Origin of the sequence: Sulfurisphaera tokodaii str. 7, assembly GCF_000011205.1 — an archaeon.
GTDB classification, from domain to species: Archaea; Thermoproteota; Thermoprotei_A; order Sulfolobales; family Sulfolobaceae; genus Sulfurisphaera; species Sulfurisphaera tokodaii.
On the sequence record NC_003106.2, the window covers coordinates 1,323,228 to 1,345,458 of the forward strand.

Annotated in this window: 28 protein-coding genes; 14 read left to right on the forward strand and 14 right to left on the reverse strand. The window is 37.2% G+C overall.

Annotation, left to right across the window (positions count from 1 at the left end):
- Genes STK_RS07330 through STK_RS07340 form a run of 3 tightly spaced genes read left to right on the forward strand, consistent with a single transcriptional unit; the run spans nucleotide 1 to nucleotide 4,149 of the window.
- The gene (locus STK_RS07330; RefSeq protein WP_198429769.1) at nucleotides 1-1,785 is read left to right on the forward strand and encodes a hypothetical protein; all 1,785 of its coding nucleotides are present in this window, start codon (nucleotides 1-3) and stop codon (nucleotides 1,783-1,785) included.
- A 34-nt stretch (nucleotides 1,786-1,819) separates the two neighbouring features.
- Nucleotides 1,820-3,652 (forward strand): hypothetical protein, encoded by a 1,833-nt coding sequence (locus STK_RS07335; protein WP_010979348.1) that lies wholly within the window; start codon nucleotides 1,820-1,822, stop codon nucleotides 3,650-3,652.
- 53 nt (nucleotides 3,653-3,705) lie between these two features.
- Nucleotides 3,706-4,149, forward strand: a complete 444-nt coding sequence (locus STK_RS07340; RefSeq protein ID WP_010979349.1) for a hypothetical protein — start codon at nucleotides 3,706-3,708, stop codon at nucleotides 4,147-4,149.
- Between the two features lie 35 nt (nucleotides 4,150-4,184).
- Here the strand turns inward: STK_RS07340 and STK_RS14870 are convergent, their stop codons facing one another.
- Genes STK_RS14870 through STK_RS07355 form a run of 4 tightly spaced genes read right to left on the reverse strand, consistent with a single transcriptional unit; the run spans nucleotide 4,185 to nucleotide 5,133 of the window.
- Nucleotides 4,185-4,442, reverse strand: a complete 258-nt coding sequence (locus STK_RS14870) for a hypothetical protein (protein ID WP_010979350.1) — start codon at nucleotides 4,440-4,442, stop codon at nucleotides 4,185-4,187.
- A 10-nt stretch (nucleotides 4,443-4,452) separates the two neighbouring features.
- Complete coding sequence (locus STK_RS07345) at nucleotides 4,453-4,635, reverse strand: hypothetical protein (protein ID WP_010979351.1); 183 nt, start codon at nucleotides 4,633-4,635, stop codon at nucleotides 4,453-4,455.
- Entirely contained in the window at nucleotides 4,628-4,807 is a 180-nt protein-coding gene (locus tag STK_RS07350) for a hypothetical protein (RefSeq protein WP_052846536.1), read from the reverse strand. Before STK_RS07350 ends, STK_RS07345 begins: the two co-directional genes overlap by 8 nt.
- A gap of 2 nt (nucleotides 4,808-4,809) precedes the next feature.
- On the reverse strand, nucleotides 4,810-5,133 hold the full coding sequence (locus STK_RS07355; protein WP_010979352.1) for a hypothetical protein: 324 nt from the start codon (nucleotides 5,131-5,133) through the stop codon (nucleotides 4,810-4,812).
- A 158-nt stretch (nucleotides 5,134-5,291) separates the two neighbouring features.
- On the opposite strand from STK_RS07355, the gene STK_RS07360 reads away from it, so the two are divergent.
- A complete protein-coding gene (locus STK_RS07360) occupies nucleotides 5,292-5,489 on the forward strand; it encodes a hypothetical protein (RefSeq protein WP_052846537.1) in 198 nt (65 codons plus the stop codon).
- A 17-nt stretch (nucleotides 5,490-5,506) separates the two neighbouring features.
- Here STK_RS07360 and STK_RS07365 read toward each other — a convergent pair whose 3' ends face one another.
- Nucleotides 5,507-5,983 carry a type II toxin-antitoxin system death-on-curing family toxin gene (locus STK_RS07365; protein ID WP_338055452.1) on the reverse strand — a complete coding sequence of 159 codons (477 nt, stop codon included), beginning with the start codon at nucleotides 5,981-5,983 and terminating at the stop codon, nucleotides 5,507-5,509.
- 11 nt (nucleotides 5,984-5,994) lie between these two features.
- Nucleotides 5,995-6,270: a winged helix-turn-helix transcriptional regulator gene (locus STK_RS07370; protein WP_010979353.1), complete on the reverse strand. Its 276-nt coding sequence runs from the start codon at nucleotides 6,268-6,270 to the stop codon at nucleotides 5,995-5,997.
- Nucleotides 6,271-6,361: 91 nt separating this feature from the next.
- Here STK_RS07370 and STK_RS07375 point away from each other — a divergent pair, with 91 nt between their 5' ends.
- The 5 genes from STK_RS07375 to STK_RS07395 all read left to right on the forward strand — a co-directional run bounded on the left by STK_RS07375 (nucleotide 6,362) and on the right by STK_RS07395 (nucleotide 10,153).
- Nucleotides 6,362-6,646, forward strand: coding sequence for an HTH domain-containing protein (locus tag STK_RS07375; RefSeq protein ID WP_010979354.1), 285 nt, complete (start codon nucleotides 6,362-6,364; stop codon nucleotides 6,644-6,646).
- 117 nt (nucleotides 6,647-6,763) lie between these two features.
- Nucleotides 6,764-8,047: a ParB N-terminal domain-containing protein gene (locus tag STK_RS07380; protein WP_010979355.1), complete on the forward strand. Its 1,284-nt coding sequence runs from the start codon at nucleotides 6,764-6,766 to the stop codon at nucleotides 8,045-8,047.
- Nucleotides 8,044-8,994, forward strand: coding sequence for a ParA family protein (locus STK_RS07385; RefSeq protein ID WP_010979356.1), 951 nt, complete (start codon nucleotides 8,044-8,046; stop codon nucleotides 8,992-8,994). The genes STK_RS07380 and STK_RS07385 overlap by 4 nt, the downstream gene beginning before the upstream one ends.
- Nucleotides 8,982-9,449: a hypothetical protein gene (locus STK_RS07390; protein WP_010979357.1), complete on the forward strand. Its 468-nt coding sequence runs from the start codon at nucleotides 8,982-8,984 to the stop codon at nucleotides 9,447-9,449. The genes STK_RS07385 and STK_RS07390 overlap by 13 nt, the downstream gene beginning before the upstream one ends.
- Nucleotides 9,450-9,484: 35 nt before the next feature.
- Nucleotides 9,485-10,153 (forward strand): hypothetical protein, encoded by a 669-nt coding sequence (locus STK_RS07395; RefSeq protein ID WP_010979358.1) that lies wholly within the window; start codon nucleotides 9,485-9,487, stop codon nucleotides 10,151-10,153.
- Between the two features lie 129 nt (nucleotides 10,154-10,282).
- On the opposite strand, the gene STK_RS07400 is transcribed toward STK_RS07395, so the two are convergent.
- The 3 genes from STK_RS07400 to STK_RS07410 all read right to left on the reverse strand — a co-directional run bounded on the left by STK_RS07400 (nucleotide 10,283) and on the right by STK_RS07410 (nucleotide 12,666).
- Nucleotides 10,283-11,863, reverse strand: coding sequence for an ATP-binding protein (locus STK_RS07400; RefSeq protein ID WP_052846539.1), 1,581 nt, complete (start codon nucleotides 11,861-11,863; stop codon nucleotides 10,283-10,285).
- Nucleotides 11,832-12,113, reverse strand: a complete 282-nt coding sequence (locus STK_RS07405; protein ID WP_010979360.1) for a hypothetical protein — start codon at nucleotides 12,111-12,113, stop codon at nucleotides 11,832-11,834. Before STK_RS07405 ends, STK_RS07400 begins: the two co-directional genes overlap by 32 nt.
- Nucleotides 12,114-12,327: 214 nt before the next feature.
- Nucleotides 12,328-12,666 (reverse strand): hypothetical protein, encoded by a 339-nt coding sequence (locus STK_RS07410; protein ID WP_010979361.1) that lies wholly within the window; start codon nucleotides 12,664-12,666, stop codon nucleotides 12,328-12,330.
- A gap of 137 nt (nucleotides 12,667-12,803) precedes the next feature.
- Here STK_RS07410 and STK_RS07415 point away from each other — a divergent pair, with 137 nt between their 5' ends.
- The 4 genes from STK_RS07415 (at nucleotide 12,804) to STK_RS07425 (ending at nucleotide 17,071) form a co-directional block, all read left to right on the forward strand.
- The gene (locus tag STK_RS07415) at nucleotides 12,804-12,995 is read left to right on the forward strand and encodes a hypothetical protein (protein WP_010979362.1); all 192 of its coding nucleotides are present in this window, start codon (nucleotides 12,804-12,806) and stop codon (nucleotides 12,993-12,995) included.
- Nucleotides 12,996-13,015: 20 nt separating this feature from the next.
- Nucleotides 13,016-13,360 (forward strand): hypothetical protein, encoded by a 345-nt coding sequence (locus STK_RS07420; protein WP_198429770.1) that lies wholly within the window; start codon nucleotides 13,016-13,018, stop codon nucleotides 13,358-13,360.
- A gap of 356 nt (nucleotides 13,361-13,716) precedes the next feature.
- Nucleotides 13,717-13,932 carry a hypothetical protein gene (locus STK_RS15255; protein ID WP_198429771.1) on the forward strand — a complete coding sequence of 72 codons (216 nt, stop codon included), beginning with the start codon at nucleotides 13,717-13,719 and terminating at the stop codon, nucleotides 13,930-13,932.
- Nucleotides 13,913-17,071, forward strand: coding sequence for a helicase HerA domain-containing protein (locus tag STK_RS07425; protein ID WP_052846540.1), 3,159 nt, complete (start codon nucleotides 13,913-13,915; stop codon nucleotides 17,069-17,071). The genes STK_RS15255 and STK_RS07425 overlap by 20 nt, the downstream gene beginning before the upstream one ends.
- Here STK_RS07425 and STK_RS07430 read toward each other — a convergent pair.
- The 5 genes from STK_RS07430 to STK_RS07450 form a co-directional block, all read right to left on the reverse strand.
- Nucleotides 17,049-17,501 carry a hypothetical protein gene (locus STK_RS07430; RefSeq protein WP_010979365.1) on the reverse strand — a complete coding sequence of 151 codons (453 nt, stop codon included), beginning with the start codon at nucleotides 17,499-17,501 and terminating at the stop codon, nucleotides 17,049-17,051. The genes STK_RS07425 and STK_RS07430 overlap by 23 nt on opposite strands.
- 820 nt (nucleotides 17,502-18,321) lie before the next feature.
- Nucleotides 18,322-19,323 carry a phospholipase D-like domain-containing protein gene (locus STK_RS07435; protein WP_052846541.1) on the reverse strand — a complete coding sequence of 334 codons (1,002 nt, stop codon included), beginning with the start codon at nucleotides 19,321-19,323 and terminating at the stop codon, nucleotides 18,322-18,324.
- A 407-nt stretch (nucleotides 19,324-19,730) separates the two neighbouring features.
- A complete protein-coding gene (locus tag STK_RS07440; protein ID WP_052846542.1) occupies nucleotides 19,731-20,084 on the reverse strand; it encodes a hypothetical protein in 354 nt (117 codons plus the stop codon).
- A complete protein-coding gene (locus STK_RS07445) occupies nucleotides 20,068-20,502 on the reverse strand; it encodes a hypothetical protein (RefSeq protein ID WP_052846543.1) in 435 nt (144 codons plus the stop codon). Before STK_RS07445 ends, STK_RS07440 begins: the two co-directional genes overlap by 17 nt.
- Before the next feature lie 105 nt (nucleotides 20,503-20,607).
- The gene (locus STK_RS07450; RefSeq protein ID WP_052846950.1) at nucleotides 20,608-20,964 is read right to left on the reverse strand and encodes a hypothetical protein; all 357 of its coding nucleotides are present in this window, start codon (nucleotides 20,962-20,964) and stop codon (nucleotides 20,608-20,610) included.
- A 480-nt stretch (nucleotides 20,965-21,444) separates the two neighbouring features.
- Between STK_RS07450 and STK_RS07455 the strand changes: the two genes are divergently transcribed.
- Nucleotides 21,445-22,140: a hypothetical protein gene (locus STK_RS07455; RefSeq protein WP_010979371.1), complete on the forward strand. Its 696-nt coding sequence runs from the start codon at nucleotides 21,445-21,447 to the stop codon at nucleotides 22,138-22,140.
- Nucleotides 22,141-22,231 lie beyond the last annotated feature (91 nt).

Here is a 22,231-nt window from a genome sequence, read left to right on the forward strand (position 1 = left end):
ATGGAAACTGAAGAGCCTCATAAAGCTGTGATATGGTTTGTAGTATCTATTTTACTAATATTGTTAGCACTACAGATAGCTGCAAATGTGCATTTCAGCGTTTCACCGAAGTTCCCAGTTCCTCCTAACTACTATCAGAATATGACAATATCTAGCGGAACTTTGCTGAACGATATCTTGCAGCTGCTAGTCTGGCCTACCAACTTAACTAACGATTCGAATCTGAAAGTATTCATCAGCAATGGGTCTGGTAATCCGCTTAAGCAGGAGATACTGCAATTATTAGCATATAATGCAACACTGATAGCACCGGGTCCGTATTGGGCAACTGCAGATTTAGCTGGGGCCCTACAGCCTACGAGTGTTACCTATAAATTATATAATGTCTCAGTCTACAACGGCACTAACATAACGCTTTATCACGTAGAGCTCCCGTTCTATAATACAAATCCATATAACACTACGTATCCGCCATCAGATAACCTCACAGTCTACAGCCTATCATGTAAAATTATCAATAAAACTTCTGTAAAAACTAACGTATCAGTGCAATATATTTATCAGTACTATCTCTATTATAATTATAGTTATAGAAGTGGAAATAATGTCTATGAATACTATTACTATAATGAGAACGTAAGCGGGATGGCATATCTGCTTTCAAATAATAATATTATTAACTCGTCAAGTTTTCAGTTAACGTTTTGGTATTATGGAGGAAAAGTAACGATGAACATTACTGGAAAAACATTGGTGCCCCCTGGGGTTTATAAGCAAGTTTTCGCACTTTATTCAATCTCTGCAAGTGAGGAAAAGTACAATTATAGTTACACTCAGGGTAATTATACATATTACGTATACATATTCTACCCATCGACACCTAACATTACTATAAATAGCTTCACTTTCAATTGGTACGAATACGAAGTAACCGTTCCAGTAAGGATAGTTGTGGACAATGGAACCTGTCCTATTATTACACAGATAGGAAATAAGACTTACACAGGTAGAACAATTAACGTCAATTTCACTTTCACCGTCTGGAGTTCTGACCCAATTAATTACACTTCACCAGATATTATCACGTATGACCATATAACGATAGCAAATTATACGATAGTTAGGAAATGGATTGCTGGATTCATAAAAATTATTACGACAGTGTATGAAACGAAGCAGGGAAATACGATAAACTACTATCTGCATATACAGGTAAATACTAATATTGCAAAGCAGCCGGAGTGGGTCTTCCATCATATACCCAAAGAAGAAGTGTATAGGCACAATTTTGCATTAGAATTCCTCGAGGGACCAGCCTATTTGTTTGGCCTTAATAAATATCTTACCAATTATTTCTCGTTAGAGAAATACACTAACTTCACGGTCTTATCGTTCTTCATGTCTGTAGTCGACAGTATAAAACAGACTAACAGTACTAAACTGCTGCAGCCAGCTGTAATCTTGTTCAACTACTCTGGACCGACATGGGAGGTCAGGAACTTAAATCTGTATTTTGCATCGTTCTCACTACCTTGGCTTAATTATAGCATATCTAATGCGTCTATTGGGCTGACAGGACCCTTACAGGTTCCGTTCAATCAGACCAGAGTCTTTATAAACAACCAGCAAGGACTAATTATAACTTCATTTGAATGGGGATTTGTTAATATTTCTAAAATACAGAATGGGACTTATACTTTCTATCGTTGGCTAAACTGGGACTCCGGTGCAGTCCAATTTGAGCAATATGAGTACGCAAACTACAGCGTCGAGTTCTTGTTTTGATATTTAAACATTCTCTTTTTTCTTTTGAGGAAAAGTGATCGACTTACAAACGCTAGTAGACTATTTAGCGTACTTCGGCTGGATAGCAGTATTTGCCGGAATAATAGCCAGTGCTATACTTTTAACGTTAGGGAGGACGGCAGACGCTAGGAGGATTATATTCGGAACAGCTGCAGGAGCTTTCATACTGGCTTTCGGCTGGGGAATAATAACTAGTGTAATACCGTCACAGAGTTACAATATCCCAGGCTGGTCCGAAATATCATATGTGATATATGCAGCTGCCGCGTTCAGCACTATCTTTGCAGCTATTGAGTTAGTGCGGGGGAACGGACGCGAGGGCTTAGGATATTTCCTGACTGCTATAGCTCTGATCTTCATTCTAAATTACGGTCCATCTATCTTCGGTGTGAATAACATAAGCTTAACGCCTCCCCAGGTAAATGCGGTATTTGGCATAGGGATCCCAGGTACAAGTTTCCAACTTGGAGTACCGGTGTCATGGCTTATCGATATGCCTGACGCTAATCAAATCACCAACATAACCGTAAATGGAGTGCCTGTCTATCAGTTCGTAGAGAATATTGCTTTCTCGGTGTTGGGTCTTGCAATACTGGGCAACATAATCTGGACTCTCTGGCACAAAGAAGACGTTTTCGAAACGCTAAAAGACGTTGCTAAAGATACGGCTGCTGCAGTTTTACTAATTGTTGCAATGCCTTCAATTTACCAGATATTTGCGACCGTCATAAACTACATTGCAAATAGCTTAGTGCAACCAGTTGCTGGGACTATAACGACGATGGGGGACAGTGCTATTGCTCTGATAGGCGCAGGTTTTGCCGGGGGCTATTTTGTCCCGGCGCTCGCGGACATCGCATCTGACATACTTTTCAGCCTCGCAATAGCTGGAATGTTAGCTGCAATACGCTTCTTCGCAATAGCTGCAGCGTTGATACTGTTCCCGGTATTCATGGCGTTATGGGTATTCCCTCCACTCCGTGGAGCAGTCAAATTCCTAGTTGAGTTTGTACTGGGTATGGCGTTTTCAGGTGTGATTGCTGCAGGGCTGTTCCTCACACTCATCAGTGTTGGGATGTCTAACGCAGTTTATGCAGCAATATTATACTTAGCGTCACCGGTGTTGTACGGATTTTTGCCGATGATGATAACCTTCGTTGGAGGGTCTGGGTTACTCTCTGCCGGGACTAACATATTACCGTTTAAGCGTGGAAGAGGAGGGCAAGGTTCTAAACAGACGCAACAGAGCGGAGGAGGTGTAATAGTAGCACCGGTTCCAGCGACAGCAGGCGGAATTAATGCTCAGGGCAGTGTAGGACAGACGAGGCTAAGGACTGGAAGAAACATACAAAGAGCGGGAGGTGTAGTAGTACCAGCTCAAAACCAACAGCCCCAGTACACTCCCTTGCACAAAGCTATCAAGAACAGAGATACGATGATAGTAGCAGCTCCTGCGAGCGTGAACATAAAAAAGCCCTTCGGATACAAAACGGAAAGCGTTCAACAGTATCAGACGGCCCCATCTAGCGTAATAGGTGCAAGTACTCCTTTAGCTATTCCGAGAAGTCCTAAGAACGTACAGCTGTTACCGAAAGACGGGATGAGACTGCAGATGAACAAGATACAGAGAGTACAGATGAAAGAGACAATACCTCATGCAGTAGGGAAGGCAATGGCTAGGAATTTATACGCTGGCATAATGATGACTGCTGAAAGATTCGGGGAAAAATTCGATAACTGGTTAAACCAACAAGGCATAAGCGTCAGACCGTTTGAGAGCATTGAAAATAAGATAAAAGAAGTAAGGTTAAGAAAAGCAGGGAGAAAAATAAAGCAGACAAGATAAGTCCTTTTTTTCTCTTCTTAATCCTTATATATTATTTTGCATTAGATTAAATTATGGAGCAGATAATAGAATTTCCAGATGTTTTAGAGTTAGTGGAACAGCATAAACTTCCGAGAGAGATATACGCGCCGGACGGAACTTTACTTTTTAAACCATATGACCCAGTTATCGAGAGTCCTTTAATAGCCAATAGGAAAAGCTGGAGGTTATTTGCCAACTACACTGTAGATCCAAACGATGATGAGGTAGTTCAGATAAATACCACGGGGCAATTAATTAGAATAAAACATGATGCGGATGTAGATGAGATGATGGGTTATATAAGGAAAGTGCACCCTGGGGCTACTGTGGAAGAGGCAATATCATTTGTCCTCCAAAGAGTTGTAGAGGATACAGGTGAGTTTAAAGACGATGACGAATTTGGAGCATACACTCTTACGCTCTATCTCATATTAGCGTATCTGATCCATTACGGAGTATTAATCCTAGTTAAGTAAGACTTTTTGTATAAACCCCCCAGTTAAAAATCCAGTTATCTTAGGACGAGTTTGCTTTTACCGTCGATTAAATATAACGAGCCTTCCAGCTCTTTCTCTATATCGAGGTATCCTATTTTTACGTAGAATTTAATGTAAGCAACTATTTTGTTATCAGCGGTCAATGAGATATTAATAGAGGAAAGCTTGAGCTCCTTTTTAGGGTAGGGCAACTGCGATAATATATTGTTTGTAAGCCAATCCTCAACTTGTTTGTAAATCGAAACATAGTCCAAAACGATCTGCTCGGTCACTGGATCAGCCTCACCCTATCATCCTCTCAATTACTTTCCTTACCCTGTCCTTGACTTGAGAAATTTCTACTACGACCTCATCATCACCTAACTCCTCTATTGCAAAACTAAGTACTTCGTCTAACTGGAAGTATATCCTCAGCAGTTTTACTAAATACTCTAAGTTTCTTTGATACTGCAAAGTTTCACTCATCTCTAGCCACCTTGTATTGTTCTACTAGGTATTGTATGAGGTACTCCTTTGCCTGCTCCAATAATTCGCAAACCTTAGGGTCGTAACTTTCGACGACCTTCTCAGCCTCCATAATATGATAAATTGCGGAAATTACGTCTAAGAAACCCTGGGAAGAAGCCTGGACTTGCATTGTTATCCCCAACTTACAATATCTTCTTCGATTGCCATCATTTCCTCTCTAGCCTTCTCTATCTTCTCTCTTAGGTCTCTGTCACTCTCTATTAATTGCTCTAGTAATTTGATGTGCCAGCACTTTCTGTGGAATGCACCGGCTTCACAACTGCAACTCTCCTTAACTATCTTCATTGTTAATGGGTCTACTACAATTCTACTATAATGGGTTACATCTCTTCTGGTTCTTGATTGAACATCTGCTGAAATTATTATTCCTTCACCTAAAGTGTAAAAAACAGAAACACTTTTTACATAACTTTTGGGGATTTGTGTGGAAATCATGTTTGCTCTATGTGATATTTCATATCACATATTTATAAACTTTTCTATGTGATATCACATATCACAAAATAAGAGTACTATTTTAGTAGGAATGTACCATACATATGCATCAAATATTTATTAGATGTATATTAAGATATATAGTAGGGTAATCTAAAATGGCAATAGTAATCAGTGATGAGGATAAAAAGGTTCTAAAAAGAATGCACGGAAGGGTTGATCATATTCTTTCTTTATATAAGGAGTATTTTGATGCATTAGCGGAATTTGATAGAACTGGAGTACTGAAAATTCATGGAAAAGTCCTTTATGTAAGGAAATATCATGAAAATAAGGACAACTATCTCGAGGCTTAGTAATTTCTGATTTTTATCTAATCTTGATTAACTGGAATAAGACCCCTTATAATACTTCTTACTCTGTTTATTGCCATTTCGTCTTCTTCAGGGGGATTATCGGCAATCTCTACTAGAGTTTGCATTAATGTATCTACTACATCTTGTGGAATCTCTATTTCATCTTCAAATAAAGTATGAAGGATATTTAACAAAAAACCTAATGTTGTCCTCTTGTTACCGTCAACAAAGGGGTGAGAAACCACTAGATGATATGTTAATACGGCTAAACTTCTACTAACGTCGTGATTTCTCATAAGATCTTCTATTGAAGAATATATTGCAATACCTATGTCGTCTAAATTAATTACTCCACCTTCTGAATACGTATCGTTAGCTATCAATTTGTCATGAATCTCAATTATAAGCGGTTTCTCTTCACTTTCCCCTCTAATCCAGGCTTCGAATTCCTTTAATAATGCGTTTAATATCTTTAGTAGCTTCTCTTCTAACAAAATATTCAACCTTATGAAGTAGACTCTATCAACGTATATAACTCTTTAAGTTTCTCGGCTACCTTTTTACCTTTTTCTGTCAATTTGATATACCTCCTCTTAGGGAAGCTCTCAGTCTCTTCAATCTCTTCAACAAGTCCCTTCTCTTCAAGGCTGTCAATGGCATTTTTTACTGGACTTGTTGAACTCTTAGTAAGTTCTATTAGCTTCCTAAAGGTTACCTTTTCATTTCCAGAATAATATAGGGCTAATATCACCCTCTGTTGCATTTCAGTTAAGTACTCCATCAATATATGAGACGAAATATGTAATATTATAATTAGGTAATATGTGATATGTGATAGTAAGATTTATATAATGTAATATGCAATATCACATATGATAAATATGGTAGTAATAAGTATAGAGGGGAAAATACTCCTCTATCTATATAAGAAAAAGGAAAAGGTAAACTCGAATAAAATAGCTAAGGATCTACAGCTCAACAGAATAACAGTAGTCCATGCATTAGAAAGACTTGAAAAACAGAACCTTGTCAAAAGTACAGAGACCGTCATTCAGTTCGGTAAAATAAGAAGAGTAATAAGGCAATGGGAAATCACACAAGACGGTATTGAAGTACTGAAAAAGGAGCTCTCAGCAATTTCTGAGGTGGTTCAATGATTTACAATTTTTACTCAGTTAACTGGGGAGTTTACTGTATAAAAATAATTCAATGTTTGCAAAATACTGGAAATCTTAAAATATACAAAAAGAGATTTTCTAATAATAGGTGATATCATGAGTCATGGTAATACATTATCTTATTCCGAGGAAGTAATTCCGATAGAAAAGTTAAAAGAAGATGAGGAGTTCAAGTCATTAGTACCTCCTAACAATATGAAGGAACAATTAGCCTCCAGTATTGCAAAGAACGGTCAAACATTGCCGATAGACGTTGATGAAGACTATGTTATTCTCGATGGCTATACCAGAGTATCAATAATGAAGAATCTGAACTTTAAGGAAGTTAAAGTAAGAAAATGGAATTTTAAGAGTTCTGAGGATAGGGCTACTGCATATAGGCTTATTGCAATGCTAAACCTACAAAGAAGGCATTTAGATAAAAACGAGGTATTAAAACTTCTTCGAGAAATTGCTGAGAAGATACTAAAAATTTCAGAAGAAGGACAAAAATTCGGGGCAAATGCTCCGAATTTTGAACAAAAAGGTGAAACAAATATTAGACCTAGTATGTTAGAGATGACAATGAAGCAAGTTAAGGAAGAGATTGGGACAAAAGAAGTTAATGATTCAGAAATTAAGGAATATTCCCTCATAAACACAATACCGTACTTAAGACAACTAGTAGATGATAAGAAGCTATCAGTAAGGACAGCATATGAACTCTACAAAAAAGCTAAGGACAAACTGCAGAAGATAGCTAGTTTACCTCCAACAGAAAGGAATCAGCTACTTACTACAAGAGAAGGAAGAAAGATAATCCTAGAAAGAGACGACTTATTAACACAAATTTTAGAACACAGACTTGCAGTAAGTCAAGCTATAAATAAACTAAAGACTGAAGAGAAGTTAGCTAAGTCTAAGAGAAAGTCCAGGGTAGAGAAGGAGGACTTAGAGGAAGAAGAGGAAGGCGAAACTGAAGGAGGACAGAGAGAGGATAGTGAAAGTGATGAGTACCCATTCGTAGAGGATTGGAAAAAAGCAAATGAGGAGCTGAAAAAGGAAGAGGAGGAAAAACAAGAACAGCCTATCGTCTCATTACTCTCACCACAGAGGCTTGAGATGTACAGAAAGTTGAGTGAAGAAATGTTCTCTTACTGTCCAGAGATTAAGCAATTATATGATGAAAAGAAGCTCAGTGATGATAACATAATAACTCTGGCGGAGGTATGGAGGAACTTTCAAATAGCGTTCAAAAACTTGTCCCTGAACTGGCACAGTGTAGCTGAAGAAGTCCTAAGTCCTTATCTGGATAAGACGCAACTGGAGGATCTATTCTATAAGTTTGTAAAGGGGACTATGAAGCTCTACCCGAGAGAGGAGTTTGAGGTGTTAAAATGACTGCAAGGGTTATCGCAATACATAATTTTAAGGGAGGAGTAGGAAAGACTACGCTTACAGCAGTCTTAGGACTAGGGCTAGCAGTAAACCATAGAGTCCTATTAATTGACTTCGACCCACAGATGTCCTTAACGCAGATATTTGTAAGGGAAGAAAGGAGGAAGGAAATACTCCAGCAGTCTCTAAAGCCAGAACTCGATAAAAGTGCTTATGCATTAATAAGACAATCGCCAGATGTAATCGTTGAGAACTTCACACATGTTACTAAAACGTCTAAAGACGAGCTTAAGGTTTCACTCGACATTATTCCAGGATCCTACATATCTACATTTTATGCGATGTTTAAGGGCTATTTCCCCATGTTCGATGAGTTCTCACTGAAGAAGGAGTTAGAGAACTTCAAAGACAGATACGATTATATACTTATAGATACTTCACCTTCCGATGTAGTTACCATTAAACCCATACTGAGGGCTTCGGATTATTTGATAATCCCCGAAGACGGTACTACCGAGGCGTTTAATGCAATGCTGATATTCATTAAAGAGGCCCTACCTAAGCACATATGGTCTGACTTCAACAATCCTAGAATTTTAGGAGTAGTCTTAACTAAGGTGAGGAGGAATTCCATTAGGCTTTTGTCGGAACATAACAAACTACTACTTGATGAGATAGTAGGAAACGCCGAAATAATGGAACACGTCTCCGACCCTCCGTATTTCGGTGCAGATAGTGACCACCCTGAAGACTACATCTTATCTTCAAACAAGGAGTATCTGAGCGACTTAATATGGAGGAACGAAAGTAAAGCCCCTATAGCTGAGGTATTCGATAAGCTCTTCATAGTTAATGAGAAACTTCAGCCAGATCTCTACTCCTACTTTTACAAAGTATTCTACAAACTACCTGAAGAAGTTGTAAAGAGGGTCAAGATATGGGAATTATGAACAATTTCTCAAATTTAGTTTACCTTCACGATATAATAGAGACTATAATAGTGTATAACCCAAACTTCGTAATGACTCTCTTACAGGCTAATGCTGGGGATTGGGCTAAGAGGATTATAGGGATAAAGTACTCTTCTAAGGAGGTTAAACTACCTAATGACAGAGTAATAGATGCGTTATATGTAGCAACTGATGTGGAACTGAAGAACGTCTGTATAGGTTTTGAGGTTAAGAGCGGTAACGGTATAGATAGGGAACAGTTAGAAGAAGAGCTGGAAGGTTTGAAGGAATTGAGGGAGTGTAATAGGAGTTATTTAATTGTCGTTGCACAAAGAGAGCCGGACGTAACTTTAGAAAGAACCTATTATATTCCCTTGTTCTCTTTCTTACCTAAGATTAAGGAAGTAGTAGGATTGGTTAGTAAGTTTGTTAGAGAGATTGAAGAAAGAGATTAAATTAAAGTTAAATCTAATCAATGTAATTTCAGCTCATGGTACTAAATATACTTTTATCTGGTCTACAGCACTATTTTATACCATTTATCTTTTCATTAATAGCAATACTTATAGGAAATATTATTTGGAGGCTATTGACTGGACCACGACTAATAGTAAAAATATATGATACGAAATCGGTAAATTTTCACTCTATTACTAAAATCAAATATTATAAGATTGGTGTAAGCAACGACGGCAATACTGCTGCAGAAGAATGCTCAGTTTATGTAAACATAAAACGTAAAGGATATGACGACCGAGATTACGTACCTAAATGGGATGCGATACCGGAACCTGTCAATAATCAGATTCAATATTTATTTGATTTCTATCAGAAAATAACCATATCGCCAAAAAGAATTCATGAAGAAACTATTCCCATATTAATAATGCCGAAGTTTAATATTCAAGGTTCTAATAATCCAGGGTATATTGCGGGACACTTATACATTTTTTCGGCATATTATAATCATTTGGATTTACCAAAAGATCAACTTGAAGTTCCTCAGGGGGAATATAACGGATATTTAGGTATAGGATGTAAGAATTATTACTGTAAATTCGATCTTACTGTGAAATTTAACGGCAACTATCCAGAAATTGAACTAAAACCCCAAAGGGTAAACTTGTTTCTCTTTAGAAAACCAAAAGTAGAAAAGTAAATTATTCAGTTTAGAAGGATTTTTCATTAACTCACCGGTTAACGCTTAAAAATTAGCTTTTCACGCTCTCAATATTATTGCATTAAATTCAATTTAAGGAAAGTCGGATTCTGGTGCATGTCAAACAACTCAAAAGAGCAAGAGAAATTCTGGAACCGGGATGTAAACTATATTTATAGTATTACCCTTTTCATCTTTGAAGTCTTCTTGTCCAAGTTTATCCTTAGTAAGTACTATTAATGTAGATACATCCTTCAGACTCTTTTTATTAATCTCGGGTTTATTACGATATTTGCATTCGATCAGGAACCGATAATTTACATTTGACTTGTTAACACATAAAATGAAATCTGTTTCCCCTTTTTCATTTCTGGTATACATTAGCACATTCTCGAATTTTACGTCGCTTATATGTTCAAATAAGAACTGAGAATTAAGCAAGTGTGAGGCTACAGTACTCTCTACTAGAAGGCCCTTAAAGTTCTCGTCTTTCAACATCTCAACTGACTTCTTAAAAGGATTAGGTACATTACGTAAATATGAGTAGAGCGAAAAATAAAGAAATGGGTCCAGGACATAGTTTTTGGTATTTATATCGGGTCTAACGTTGCTCATGCACTCACTTTCTTCTTGATATACAAAGAAGAACGCCGACGCCGACTTTAGATAAGTTAAATATGCTCCTAAGTTAAAATTCCTTTCCTTAACATCTTTATGGGAAATACCCAACTTAGATGCTAGATCGCTTAAGTTTAATAGCCCCGATAAACGCTTGTCATCTGTTAGATAAAGTAATATATTGTTTAATACATTTGGGTTAAGACCCGCCTTTTCGGAATCGTCAATTAATAATTTAGCTATGTCCTTATAAATACCCTCATCGATAGTCCCTTTCTTATTATACATGTCGATAACTTTCGGATAACCGCCGTGGATGAGATATTCATCAAAAGTTTTAGCTAGTAATAAGTAGTAGCTGTTGTGTATGTTTTCAAGAGTTTTGTCTATGATACCCGAATTTAAAGCTTGGAGTATTTGGAACCTCTTTCCAACCTTTCTAAATCTGGAGCTCTGAAGCTCCTTATCTATTTCCTGTTTTAAGGCTTCTATCACTTCGGAAAACCTTAATGTTCTGTGAATTAAATTACCTCCTAGGTTTAATCTACTTGCTAGATTACCTTGTCTATTCCTTAATTTACTGACAGCTTCTGCTAAGTCCATGGAATGACTGCCGGTTGCTATTATTTTCAGCTTTGCCTTCTCTACTAATCCCATATCATATATGTTCTTTAATGCGAGAGCCCAGTCTTTATACATCGACACCTCGTCTAAAAATATATACTTCTCGTCATTAGAAGAATTTGCTATAATTTCCAGAATTTCTACCAGTTCTACGTCTTTCAGACCCTGATAGTCTAAAGAAATATAGAATATTGACGGCGGGTTTACATTTAGCTTATGTATAAGATGATTAATAACTAGCTTAAGTAAAGTTGTTTTCCCCGCTCTTCGTGGGCCCCTTATAGTAATTATCCCATAGTATGGTTCTATTATTTTTTGAGTAATATGATAGTATAGCCTGGGTTCTACTTTAAGAACAGAGTTATAAAAATCTAAAAGATTTTGATCTTTTTCATACCATTTATTATCGTACCACCAAGGGTTATAGTTCCGTAATTTATTCTTGATTGATGTTAGATCTTCTGGCAACTCTGTAATCCCTCAAAATCTTTTGAAGTAATGCTAGGTCTTTTTCCATCCTCCCTACTTCTTTAACCAATTGCTCATATTTAGCTTCAAGGTCTTTTACTCTGTCTGTTAACGTTTCACCGTCACCCAAACTTTCGGCTATAATCTTACCTATAACTTTTGGTACTGTTAGCCCTTCTTTCTCAGCAATTTTCTTCAGTTCCTCATAATACTTTTCCTCAATGTAAATTTTAACTGCTTTCTTTCTCATGGTTCTAATATAGTACTATTTTGGAACCATAATAAAAATTGTGGTGCTATTTAAGTACCGTATTGGAACCTTGACGGTACTATACGGTTCTAATATGGGACTACAGTAAAAAATTGAAGTACCAAAATGGTGACAAATTAGTACCGAGACTTAAATGTATAAAATAAATAGTTAAATACTTATTTTCGAAATATAATTATTTATTAAGAAAAATTCAGCTCAAAGAAATTTCGATGCAGTCTTCTTCTGTTTCTGATACTTTGAAAAACGCGTGCTTTATCTTCCTAAAAGTCTTCCTCCATTGAACTCTGGTACTTCTCATAAGTGTTAAGAAAGCCTCATGCGGTATCCCCAACTCGTACTTATACATTAGATAAATAGCTATACTGAGGCTAGTGAAGTTTACATTTATTCCATATTTCTTTAATGTATATTCTGCCCTTTGGATCATCCAGTCTGGAACGTATACGTCTAACAAGTTTAGATACGCGCTCTGTACTCTCTTCCTTGTCTGATAATTTGTATCAAGCATTGGATGGGCGTGGATTAACATCAGAATAATTTACTCTGAATTGTTCTAAAATAGATTGCGAAATATTATGTAAAACTCATTTTTAACGTCTGCACAGGCTGAGTAATACTAAAAGTGAACAGGTTTTGCTTATAAGCACTGACACAGAATGTAGTATTATGTATTATCTGGTCGAGGCAGAAGATGAGAAAGTGATAGAGAAACTGCTCAAGCTTAAGGCAAGGAAGAGGCTCTTAGTTGAAGTGCATGACGAGAAAGTATATGCAGCACTCAGACGTCATTATAAGAACAAGATAAGGGTCTATAAGGTAGAGAAAAGTTTAAATCCAGACGTCTTTTTGACTATTTAAATTTTTGCTTTTCTTAAGTGATGAAGGCAGTAGAAAAGTTAAGGAAGAAGGCAAGACAAGTAGCTATAGTAGCAGGTTTAGCGATAACACAGGGACTAGTAGCTTTTGCACAAGGCGGAGGAGGAAGCGGAGCACCAAGCATAACAGTAACGCCAGAAGCTTTTAATGGGAGCCAGGGGCTAATCACTCTTTTGGACTATGCGATGTATGCAGCATGGATCTTCGTCTTCGGGCTAATCATCTACGCTGTGTTCGAGATGAGGAATGGTGTTTTATCAGAAGGGGTTAAGAAAGCGTTAGGAGGAGCGATAGGAGCCGCATTCTTGCTAACGTTTGGATGGGCTATTTTGACGGGAGTTATTTAAAAAAAATCAAGTCAAATAGATTTTTTCTATCCCTCTTCATAACTATTTAAATTTTAGCATTCTTTTTTCGGTGATAGGAAATTCTGTCGATAAGCGCCCAAACGGTATTAAGTTATCTATATGATGCATACAACTATTTGGTTCAAGCCATAGCGCACATCCTAGCCATAACGATATTTCAGGCGGATCCCAGTTTGGCAACACAGTACGCTACGCTGATCAGCTATCTAATCCCATTGACTGCAGTGTACATTATCTTAGTGTTTGCCAGCGCCCTGAAGAAGATTCTAGGATATATCATAGTAGCCGGTTGGGGTTTCATAATTCTCATGTTGGTTCTAGCGAAGGTGTGAGGGATGTCGGGAGATGAGCAGAAGAGAACTAGTAATAAGAGGAATAATAACGACAACTGGAATAGTAATGTTAATAGCAGGGATATTGATGTTGATCCATTAAGTGATTACATAGCATATATCTTAAGTCAGACTAAGGCACCACTCAAGCTCCGTATTTTCATCTTCTTCTATGGGATATATTGGAGGGTGAGGAAGATTGTTCTTCGGAAGGAATAAGCAGCAGTTTTTCACATATGAGATATTCCCTAAAGTTAATGTAAAATACGAAGATCTTACTAAAGTATTAGGGAATACTTTTGCCTTAATGTATTACCGTGACGAGAAGTTACTGCACATTTGTGTTAAAACTCTGATATCTGCTCAAACATTGAGACAGTACTTCGATACACAGCAATGCACTTTTCCTCAGTTCAGATATTACGCCGAAGCGAGATTAAAGAAAGAGAGGGACTTCTATTCAATACACGAATTCAACGATATACAAAGCTTCATAAGTACACTCGAACCGGGACAGGGGATGTTTATCTGGTTCTCTTTGGAGCCGAACCTAAAGGAGGTCCATTACTGGTACCTAAATAAGATCCAGAAATTCATACAGCAGAACAGTGAAAAACACAAATACCTTGCACAAAGTATACGGGATAAACTGAAAGAACCACTATATCTTATCAAAATATTCCTCCTCGATAATGAGAGGAAGAGACTAAAGCTTACGGCAAAACAATTCGACACTTACAGCTCGTTAAGGCTCAGTTTCGAAATACCGCTCTTTCCTTCAGATAATGTAATCAAAAAGATCAATAAGCCACCGACATTATCCGCAATCTATGCATATTTTAACGAGAAAAAATGGATACACCTTACCAAGAGTAATATAAACCAGTTGTTAATAATCCCAGACCCCAGCATTGTACCTATTAACATAAGTAGGGGAACTCCTCTACCCGAAATAATACCGGAAAGGAAAGAAGGATTTAGGATAGGTGTAACTGAAAGCGGAAAGGAGGTAAAACTGGAATTAGAGGACCTACAGAGGCATATGTACGTAATAGGAAGGACCGGCGCCGGAAAGACTACGTTCATCAAAACGTTGCTTGTGAACTTCATGAAAAAGTACCCTAACAGTGTGGGCGTGGTCGTAGACCCTAACGGGGATCTCGCTGAAGAACTTGCCACTTACTATAAAGACTACGATAAACTGATTTACGTAGATCCGGTAGAAGCCACTGTTTCAGTCAACCCCCTTTCAATCCCTAAAGGCCTTCCTAAAGATCAAGCATTCCTCTTAGCGGAGTCGAACGTTAAGGAAATATTCACACAGTTGTTTGCACTGAAGGAAAGCGCAGTCTACGTGAACTATATAATAATAAACGCGTTGAAGCTCCTTTACATGAAGACGACAAGTCCTACGTTCTCTGACCTCTACAATATTATAATGAAGCTGAGGAGCGGGGAACTCGATCTGCCAATTGATGACCCTGAGTGGGAACAAAAACTGCAGCAGTTCCAGGAGTTGGAAGAGACCACATATATATCCGCACTATCAAGACTCGAAGAATACGCCACTAATCCGCTACTTAAGAGGCTGTTTAACAGTGACAGTATAGACGACGTACTCCAGCCCGGTAACGTGATAATAATTAATGCGTCAAACGCAATGATAGGGTCGCCGGCTTCATTCCTTATGATAGCGGGGTGGATTTACAAATTGTGGTATAGTGCGTTAATCAGGGCAGCTTTGAGGAAAGAGAGGATCCCAGTCCTTACAATAATAGACGAATTCGAGGTAATAGCCAACCTAAGCGTGTTGGACGTTATATTATCTCAAGCGAGGAAGTTTGCGATGCATCTAGTTTTGGCACACCAGCATACCGAACAATTGCCTTCAGAACTGCTTAAGAGTGTTTTAGTAAACACCGCAGTAAAGGTCCTTTTAAGTACTGAAGCAACAGATGCGGAAAAACTATCTAAGAGTGACCCGGACTTCTCGGCTGAAATAGCTAAAACTCTACCTAACTTGAAGCCCGGTGAGGCTATTTTACTGGTAAAGCCCAGAAAGCCCACAGACACTATGGTTCCGTTTAAAGTAAAAGTGGACATGATAGAAACTAAGAGGGACGTTAACGCGGTAAGAGAAGTAATAGAGAAAATGAAGCAGAAATACGGGGCCAAAAAATCCGAGCAAACGGATATTACGTCCCTCATAAACCCTGTAATGAAATATATAGAGAAGCCTCAAATCTTAGAGCAATTAATACTCTACCACACTTATGTATCTGAAGGCCACACGATTGCGTTAGTGGACCTCTTGAAGAGATTAGGAATTAGCAGGGATAAAGTAGAGGACGCAATTAATAAAATGGAGGCATTAGGGTATATAGTTTCTGAAAAGCAAGGGAATAAGAAAGTGATAATTTACGGTAAAGGGTTATTCGGGAATATCAGAGCAGCAGCCCCCTCTCAAGAAGGCAGAAAATTGGCCATGAAAGTTATGCTAAAGTATATGAGACAGGGATATTACGTTACTCCGGCCAAGCAGACTGCCGATCTATCTTCAAGACCCGACCTAGTAGCAATTCCAATTGACAGGAGCTCACTAAGGCCACTATACAATCAAGCAATCGCGATTGAGATAGAAAGCTGCAATGAGATTAATGTTCACCCTGAGCAAGTAATAAGGAACTGGCGTAAGGAGAGTGTAAAGGACTTTGCTGAGGTCCATAGCTGGACCTATGAGGAGTGCTTTAGCAAGCTACAGGAGCTCTATAATCAGCTTTCTGATGAAGAGAAGAAGAAAGTAAAGATATTCGCATTAAAAGTCAGAGAGAAGACTAAGCCAGAGGTAGAACAAAAAGCGGAGAAAATAAAGACAAGTCAGGCGTTAACTCCCCAGTTAACGCAAACAGAGGGCAAAATAGAGAGTGTATCTGCAACAAAAGACAGTGTAGCAAATACTGTTAATAATAACAATAAAGCTGTAACAGTTACTAGCAACGCTACTGATATGGCTAATACTAGTAATAAGGGAAAGGGACCAGAGCAGGGCGAAACTAAAGCAATTAACGTTGTTAATGCTCCTAGCAGCACTGCTAGTAATGAGGCGTTAACCCCCCAGTTAACGCAGCAAGGAAGAGTGCAGCTTAAGGACATAACAATAGATATCATAGGAAAGGAGGATAGTAAATATATTGTGCAGATCGGTAAAGACAGATATTATATAGATAAGGAATATATGGAAATGCTACTGAAGATAGAAAAAGACCAAGAGTTAGTCCGTGACGTAAAAATAGAAGACCTTAACTTAAAGATAGACTTTGGAGGGGTAGATTATACTATTCCTTTGGTGCCCTTATGACCTTATCCTTAAGTAACTCCAATTTTTCGGGTAGCAGATAGTACCTCCTTCTCCCGTCACCTAAGATCCTGGCCCTCTTAATAACACCGTGTTTGGCCATCCTCCATAATATTATCCTTAAATAACCTACGTCTTGCGTCTTTTTGTAGTACTCTTTTGCTGTTTCACACTCTAGGATAAGCCTAGTTATCAAATCCTTCTCATTAATAATATCAACACTCTTAAGTATGAGGACTATGCAGTTCTCTATTTTAGCTTTAAACGTCTTAGCTTTATCAGGATATACTAGCAGTATTTCATCTTCAATTTCCTTACTCTTCTTTCTCTTTTCATCTTTTTTCTTTCCTTCTTGCTTATTTTCTTTATTTATAACACTGTCCTGTGAATTATTCTGTGTATTCGTATTTTGGTTTAAGTTACTCTCACTCATGATTCCCTATATAATATAGCTGAAAGTTTAAATACCCCACAAAATGCTAAAAAATGCAGAAGTTTTATACTGTAAGTTATTCAATGCGGTTAAAGTTTTACTGGATGAGACGGAAGTTTTATCGAATGCGACGCAAACTTTATCCGATGTTACTCGTTGCACCGCATTTCATCTCTATACCCCCTCTTCTTTTATTTTTCTCACTTTTTTACAATAAATACTAACTAAAATTTCGGACTCCGCCCGCGCCCTTTTTTGCTTATACTCTCTTTCTTCTTTCATACTCTCTCTGTTTCTAACTCAAAACTCTCTTAGTTTCCTCAAACTCTTCTCTTCTGTCTCTCTTACTTACTCTTTGCTTCTCTCTATCTTTTGCTTTGCATTTTTTGCATTTGCAATATTGCTTTGCTTGCTAGCATTGCGTTTACTTACTCTCTCACTCTCTTTGCTATACTCTCTGCCTTTTCTTACTCTCTAACTCTCTCTTCTCTTTGCTTGCTTAATACTCTACTTCTCTAACTCAGCCTCTTCTACTATTCTTATGCTCTTCTCTTTCCATTTTCGTCTTTTCTTTCCTCTCTTCTAATCCTCATCTCTATCCTCTTATTCTTTCATCTTTCCTCTAATATTGCTTTTTCCACACTGCTCCTTTCCCTCTTTCCTAGCTTTATTCACTTAATTTTTATCTCCTAAAACTCTGCTTCCTAATCTACATAGGTCTCTTCCTAACTCTGTCTTACTTATTACTCAAATAATTCCTTAGTCCCCCTTCCTCGTCTTTACTCTCTTTTTCTGGATTTTACTTTAAATCTCTTCTTTTTTAAGCTCGGCTTAATTTGGCTTCTCTCAATTTATTTACTAAATCGTCTAAATCTATCTTGTATTTCTCGTAAACCTTTCTCGGTATCCAGCCGTACTTTTCCGATCCCTTTTTGTATTTTATTAGACCTTCTTTAATCAGTCTCTCTACCTCATTTCTTTCAATAATAAAATAGTCCGCACTATTCAGATCCGTCACCACTACTATTATGAAATAGTCAAAATCGAGATCATATACTCTTGCAGGATTATTGGGCAGAACCATACCCTGGACTTTGATCCTTATTTTCGACTTTCCCGCATATACGGTTATGTCTGACCCGACTTCGTCCCCTACATCTATTCCTTTTGATATTAAATCGCATGCGACCTTATTTATCCCCATTTCATGGCTCTTCTTCCTTAAGCCCGCCATCTTCCCCCTCTCTTTGTGTTGCCTAATTTCGTTATACAGCTTGACGAACTCCTCGCAATACCTTTGCCTATTTCTCAATATAGAAAGTATAACCTTTCCCGGTTTATCGTATACCGCTCTTCTGATCTTCTCGTACCCGTTTTTCTCCAGCTGAGATATGAGGTCGTCAGTGACAGGATCCGACTCGGAAAGGAGTTTGTTAATGAGGACCTCTGCTTCCCTCACTATTTCATCTTCTTCAACTATTAGATTAAATTCAATATTCTTACCGGTAATTGCGCCTTCACTTAAATTTGAGGAACCTATTACGGCGATTTTCTTATATCCGTAATCGAGTATGTAGACCTTGGGGTGGAATTCATTACCGCCGTTGTATAGGTAAACATTACATCCCAATCTTTTCAACTCCTTGAGCCCCTCAAGTTCTGTTATTCCGAAGTCTAGAGAGGTTATTATTAGACATTCCTTAGTATTCTGTAAAAATTCGCTGAACCTATTAACACCTGATCTCTTAACGTAAGCTACAGCAATCTTTACCGCTCTTACACCGGAGTCTATGCATTCTAAGAGGTTAATGCAAGGTTTCATAACAGTTTTTATCATTATAAAATAATAAAACTTAATGAATAACATATAGTACTCCTCCGAGGTTTACTGTCCTAGTAAGTACTTATCGTTAAGATGAAAGTAATAAAATCTGAAATAAAAATTAATGTTATAATTATTTTATAATTAATACAATAAACTGTGAATTTTACTTATGATGTAATTTTATTTATCTATTAAATAAGATATTTTTAAATACTTCCCAGGGTAAGATGCTTTAGCTTTTGTAATATTACTAAGTATCGATAATCTGTAGCTTCATAAAGAAAAGCTAGTCAGAGGATAATTTCTAAATATAGATGCTTAGTTTTTCCAGTAAATTGAGGGGTTACTCAAATTGACTAAGTCGAGTGCCCTAAACTTTAAGTAAATAAGTTATACCGTAAAGTTTATACGGATAGTTTTTTATGGAGTAGTTGACTGCATTGCTCTACTAAAAATCCTTCAACCTCACTGCCTTTTAGGAGTATTATTTTATACTTATCTTTATCATGATTTACATAAACCACATCCGGACTACTATTAATTCCGAAATATTGAAGAAACCTTTCCCAGACCTCATTAGGTAAGTCCTCTAAAAGGTAGAGTTCCCGATAACATGCTACAATAGACCTATTATAGGGGCCTAAGAGTGCTTCTGGATTAGATGTAAAAATTAACCTAACTTTATGTTCTTTAAGTAATTCTCTTAATTTCTCTATCTCATTCTCCTTTATTCTCTTCTTATTAAAGAGATTGAACAAATTTATACGCCTCCTCCACACGCACCGGCTTTATAATTATCTTGTCTGGCGTATCCGGGTCGAACAATCCCGTTTCGGGGTTGTAATGTTTCATTATTATATATATTCCAAATTTTTCTACGTTATACTTTTTTCTAAGTTCTTCAGAAAGAGGCGGTAAAATCGAGAAAAATCTCCAGTTCTTATACCTTATCTCTTCAAGATTCAAAGCACCTACTCTCAAAATAAACTGTGTAAACGGTACGTTATGTAAGACTTTTAATAATCTGGGTGGTATCCTATTATAATCACTTAATAATACTAATTTTAATATTACTAAATCTCTTTTTGATAGTTCGTTCCACAAAACAGTCTTATCTTTAAAATCTAAGATTCTGAACGGCCTTAAAGATTCTACAAATACTTCTTTATATTCCACAAATACATTTGAACACATTATGATTTAAACTTTAAGCATTCATAAACATTTTACAGTAATTCAGGGATCCGAGAAAAGTTTCCTTAGGTCTAATTGCTCCATTTATTAGCGTAAGAGTTTTTTACAACTCTGATCGCCTATAAGTCTGTATTCCTCGTCGAATTGGCAGACAACGTATTTCGGTATTAACTCTAAGCCTTTATCGGTAACGGGATAAAACCCTACTTCTCTAGCGACTTCCACTCCGGCTTTAAACATGCGTTGATAACTACTTAGTTTGGCTCTGGGCCCGCATTTAACCTCAATAAAATAGTAATACATTCCGGACGGATAGTATGCTTCTATGTCGTAACCGTGTTGATCTGTAGCTACTATTTTAAAACCCTTACTCCTTAGAACGCATTCGACATAACTCTCACAATCGTGCCTATTCACTAAATAGCGTTCACATGGATCGCCCATTTTCATACTACCTCATATTTCTTAATACTATCTCACTAAATAATATAATAAATATTATTGTTAACTCTACGGGATATTGCAAAAATTCAACTACTTATAATAACTACTACTAAGGGGTAAAAGTACAGCAAAAATAGTGGGTGAAAGTTCGGGTTCAGGGTAGTTTTAGGTGTAAAAGCCCTCTTCCTTTCCCTTCATAAAATTTTTCTAAAATAAAAGCAAAAAATTCAATTAGCCTTAAAAAAGTGTAAGTTAGTCTTCGTAAAAATACATAAAAGTGAAAGAAGCGCAAAAGTGTTTGTGTTTGTTTTTTATTTTTTGCAAATTTTTAGTAGTAGTATGTATTAGAAAGTCTTTAGAAAGAGAAGTTAGTATTTTTGCTGTTAACTGGGGAGTTGTCTTCAGAATCTAAAACCTCTTTAAGGGAATAATTACGGAATAGTAATAATCATGTATTAACTACTATTTTATTGATATATCATGGGTATCTCGGAGATTTTCTCTGCTACGTCCCTTGTAGTATCAATATCTGCTGTTATAATAACTTATTATTATAATAAGAGACAGACTTCGATTTTCCAAAAGCAGTTGGAAGAGATGATGAAAAAGCCTGAGTTGGAAGTAAAATTTGACTTCTCCGTCATAGATAGGAGTGTATCGTTTGCGTCATTCAGAGCCATACCGGTTCAGGAAACGCCTAAAGTTGCAAAAATAGTTAGGGTAAAGGTTTTCAATAAAGGGAAAGCTACAGCTGAGGAGTGTATGGCCAAAGCGGAGATCTTCAGAAATAACGAGTGGGAGACTTTCGGCGGAGTTAGACTACACTGGATCAGATACTGGGAAGGATTATACAATAATATGAATAATATGGGGGATCTCTATAAACCGGTTAACATCGCTGTTAATGATTACGAAATAGCGGATTTGGTGTTTATAATTAAGGACGATTCAAAATATATTACTGCAATAAGGTGCGATAGAGGATACGATCTGGCATTTGTCGATGCTAGGGTTCATCTCAAAAAGGGCGATATCATCAAAGTTACAGTATATTGTGAGAATGCTACTTCCAACCCCGTATGCTTAAGAGTAAGGAAAGTCCCTACTTACGACAGTATAAATAGTAATAATGTGAAGGAGTTCTTTGAAGAAGTAAAATGTCCAAAACTTACGTGATCTCTTAATATCTGAATTTTATAATTGCTAATCCTAAAAGACTGGGAAAAAGTTATTGTTATTATCTTTTGTTTTCCGAGTATTCAGGTGA

What these genes read in the sequence shown, in the direction of transcription:
- STK_RS07330 (WP_198429769.1), top strand. Translation starts at nt 1, where the DNA reads ATGGAAACTGAAGAGCCTCATAAAGCTGTGATATGGTTTGTAGTATCT.
- STK_RS07340 (WP_010979349.1), top strand. Translation starts at nt 3,706, where the DNA reads ATGGAGCAGATAATAGAATTTCCAGATGTTTTAGAGTTAGTGGAACAG.
- STK_RS07345 (WP_010979351.1), bottom strand. Translation starts at nt 4,635, where the DNA reads ATGAGTGAAACTTTGCAGTATCAAAGAAACTTAGAGTATTTAGTAAAA.
- STK_RS07350 (WP_052846536.1), bottom strand. Translation starts at nt 4,807, where the DNA reads ATGCAAGTCCAGGCTTCTTCCCAGGGTTTCTTAGACGTAATTTCCGCA.
- STK_RS07355 (WP_010979352.1), bottom strand. Translation starts at nt 5,133, where the DNA reads ATGATTTCCACACAAATCCCCAAAAGTTATGTAAAAAGTGTTTCTGTT.
- STK_RS07360 (WP_052846537.1), top strand. Translation starts at nt 5,292, where the DNA reads ATGGCAATAGTAATCAGTGATGAGGATAAAAAGGTTCTAAAAAGAATG.
- STK_RS07370 (WP_010979353.1), bottom strand. Translation starts at nt 6,270, where the DNA reads ATGGAGTACTTAACTGAAATGCAACAGAGGGTGATATTAGCCCTATAT.
- STK_RS07375 (WP_010979354.1), top strand. Translation starts at nt 6,362, where the DNA reads ATGATAAATATGGTAGTAATAAGTATAGAGGGGAAAATACTCCTCTAT.
- STK_RS07380 (WP_010979355.1), top strand. Translation starts at nt 6,764, where the DNA reads ATGAGTCATGGTAATACATTATCTTATTCCGAGGAAGTAATTCCGATA.
- STK_RS07385 (WP_010979356.1), top strand. Translation starts at nt 8,044, where the DNA reads ATGACTGCAAGGGTTATCGCAATACATAATTTTAAGGGAGGAGTAGGA.
- STK_RS07390 (WP_010979357.1), top strand. Translation starts at nt 8,982, where the DNA reads ATGGGAATTATGAACAATTTCTCAAATTTAGTTTACCTTCACGATATA.
- STK_RS07395 (WP_010979358.1), top strand. Translation starts at nt 9,485, where the DNA reads ATGGTACTAAATATACTTTTATCTGGTCTACAGCACTATTTTATACCA.
- STK_RS07405 (WP_010979360.1), bottom strand. Translation starts at nt 12,113, where the DNA reads ATGAGAAAGAAAGCAGTTAAAATTTACATTGAGGAAAAGTATTATGAG.
- STK_RS07410 (WP_010979361.1), bottom strand. Translation starts at nt 12,666, where the DNA reads ATGTTAATCCACGCCCATCCAATGCTTGATACAAATTATCAGACAAGG.
- STK_RS07415 (WP_010979362.1), top strand. Translation starts at nt 12,804, where the DNA reads ATGTATTATCTGGTCGAGGCAGAAGATGAGAAAGTGATAGAGAAACTG.
- STK_RS07420 (WP_198429770.1), top strand. Translation starts at nt 13,016, where the DNA reads ATGAAGGCAGTAGAAAAGTTAAGGAAGAAGGCAAGACAAGTAGCTATA.
- STK_RS15255 (WP_198429771.1), top strand. Translation starts at nt 13,717, where the DNA reads ATGTCGGGAGATGAGCAGAAGAGAACTAGTAATAAGAGGAATAATAAC.
- STK_RS07430 (WP_010979365.1), bottom strand. Translation starts at nt 17,501, where the DNA reads ATGAGTGAGAGTAACTTAAACCAAAATACGAATACACAGAATAATTCA.
- STK_RS07435 (WP_052846541.1), bottom strand. Translation starts at nt 19,323, where the DNA reads ATGAAACCTTGCATTAACCTCTTAGAATGCATAGACTCCGGTGTAAGA.
- STK_RS07450 (WP_052846950.1), bottom strand. Translation starts at nt 20,964, where the DNA reads ATGGGCGATCCATGTGAACGCTATTTAGTGAATAGGCACGATTGTGAG.
- STK_RS07455 (WP_010979371.1), top strand. Translation starts at nt 21,445, where the DNA reads ATGGGTATCTCGGAGATTTTCTCTGCTACGTCCCTTGTAGTATCAATA.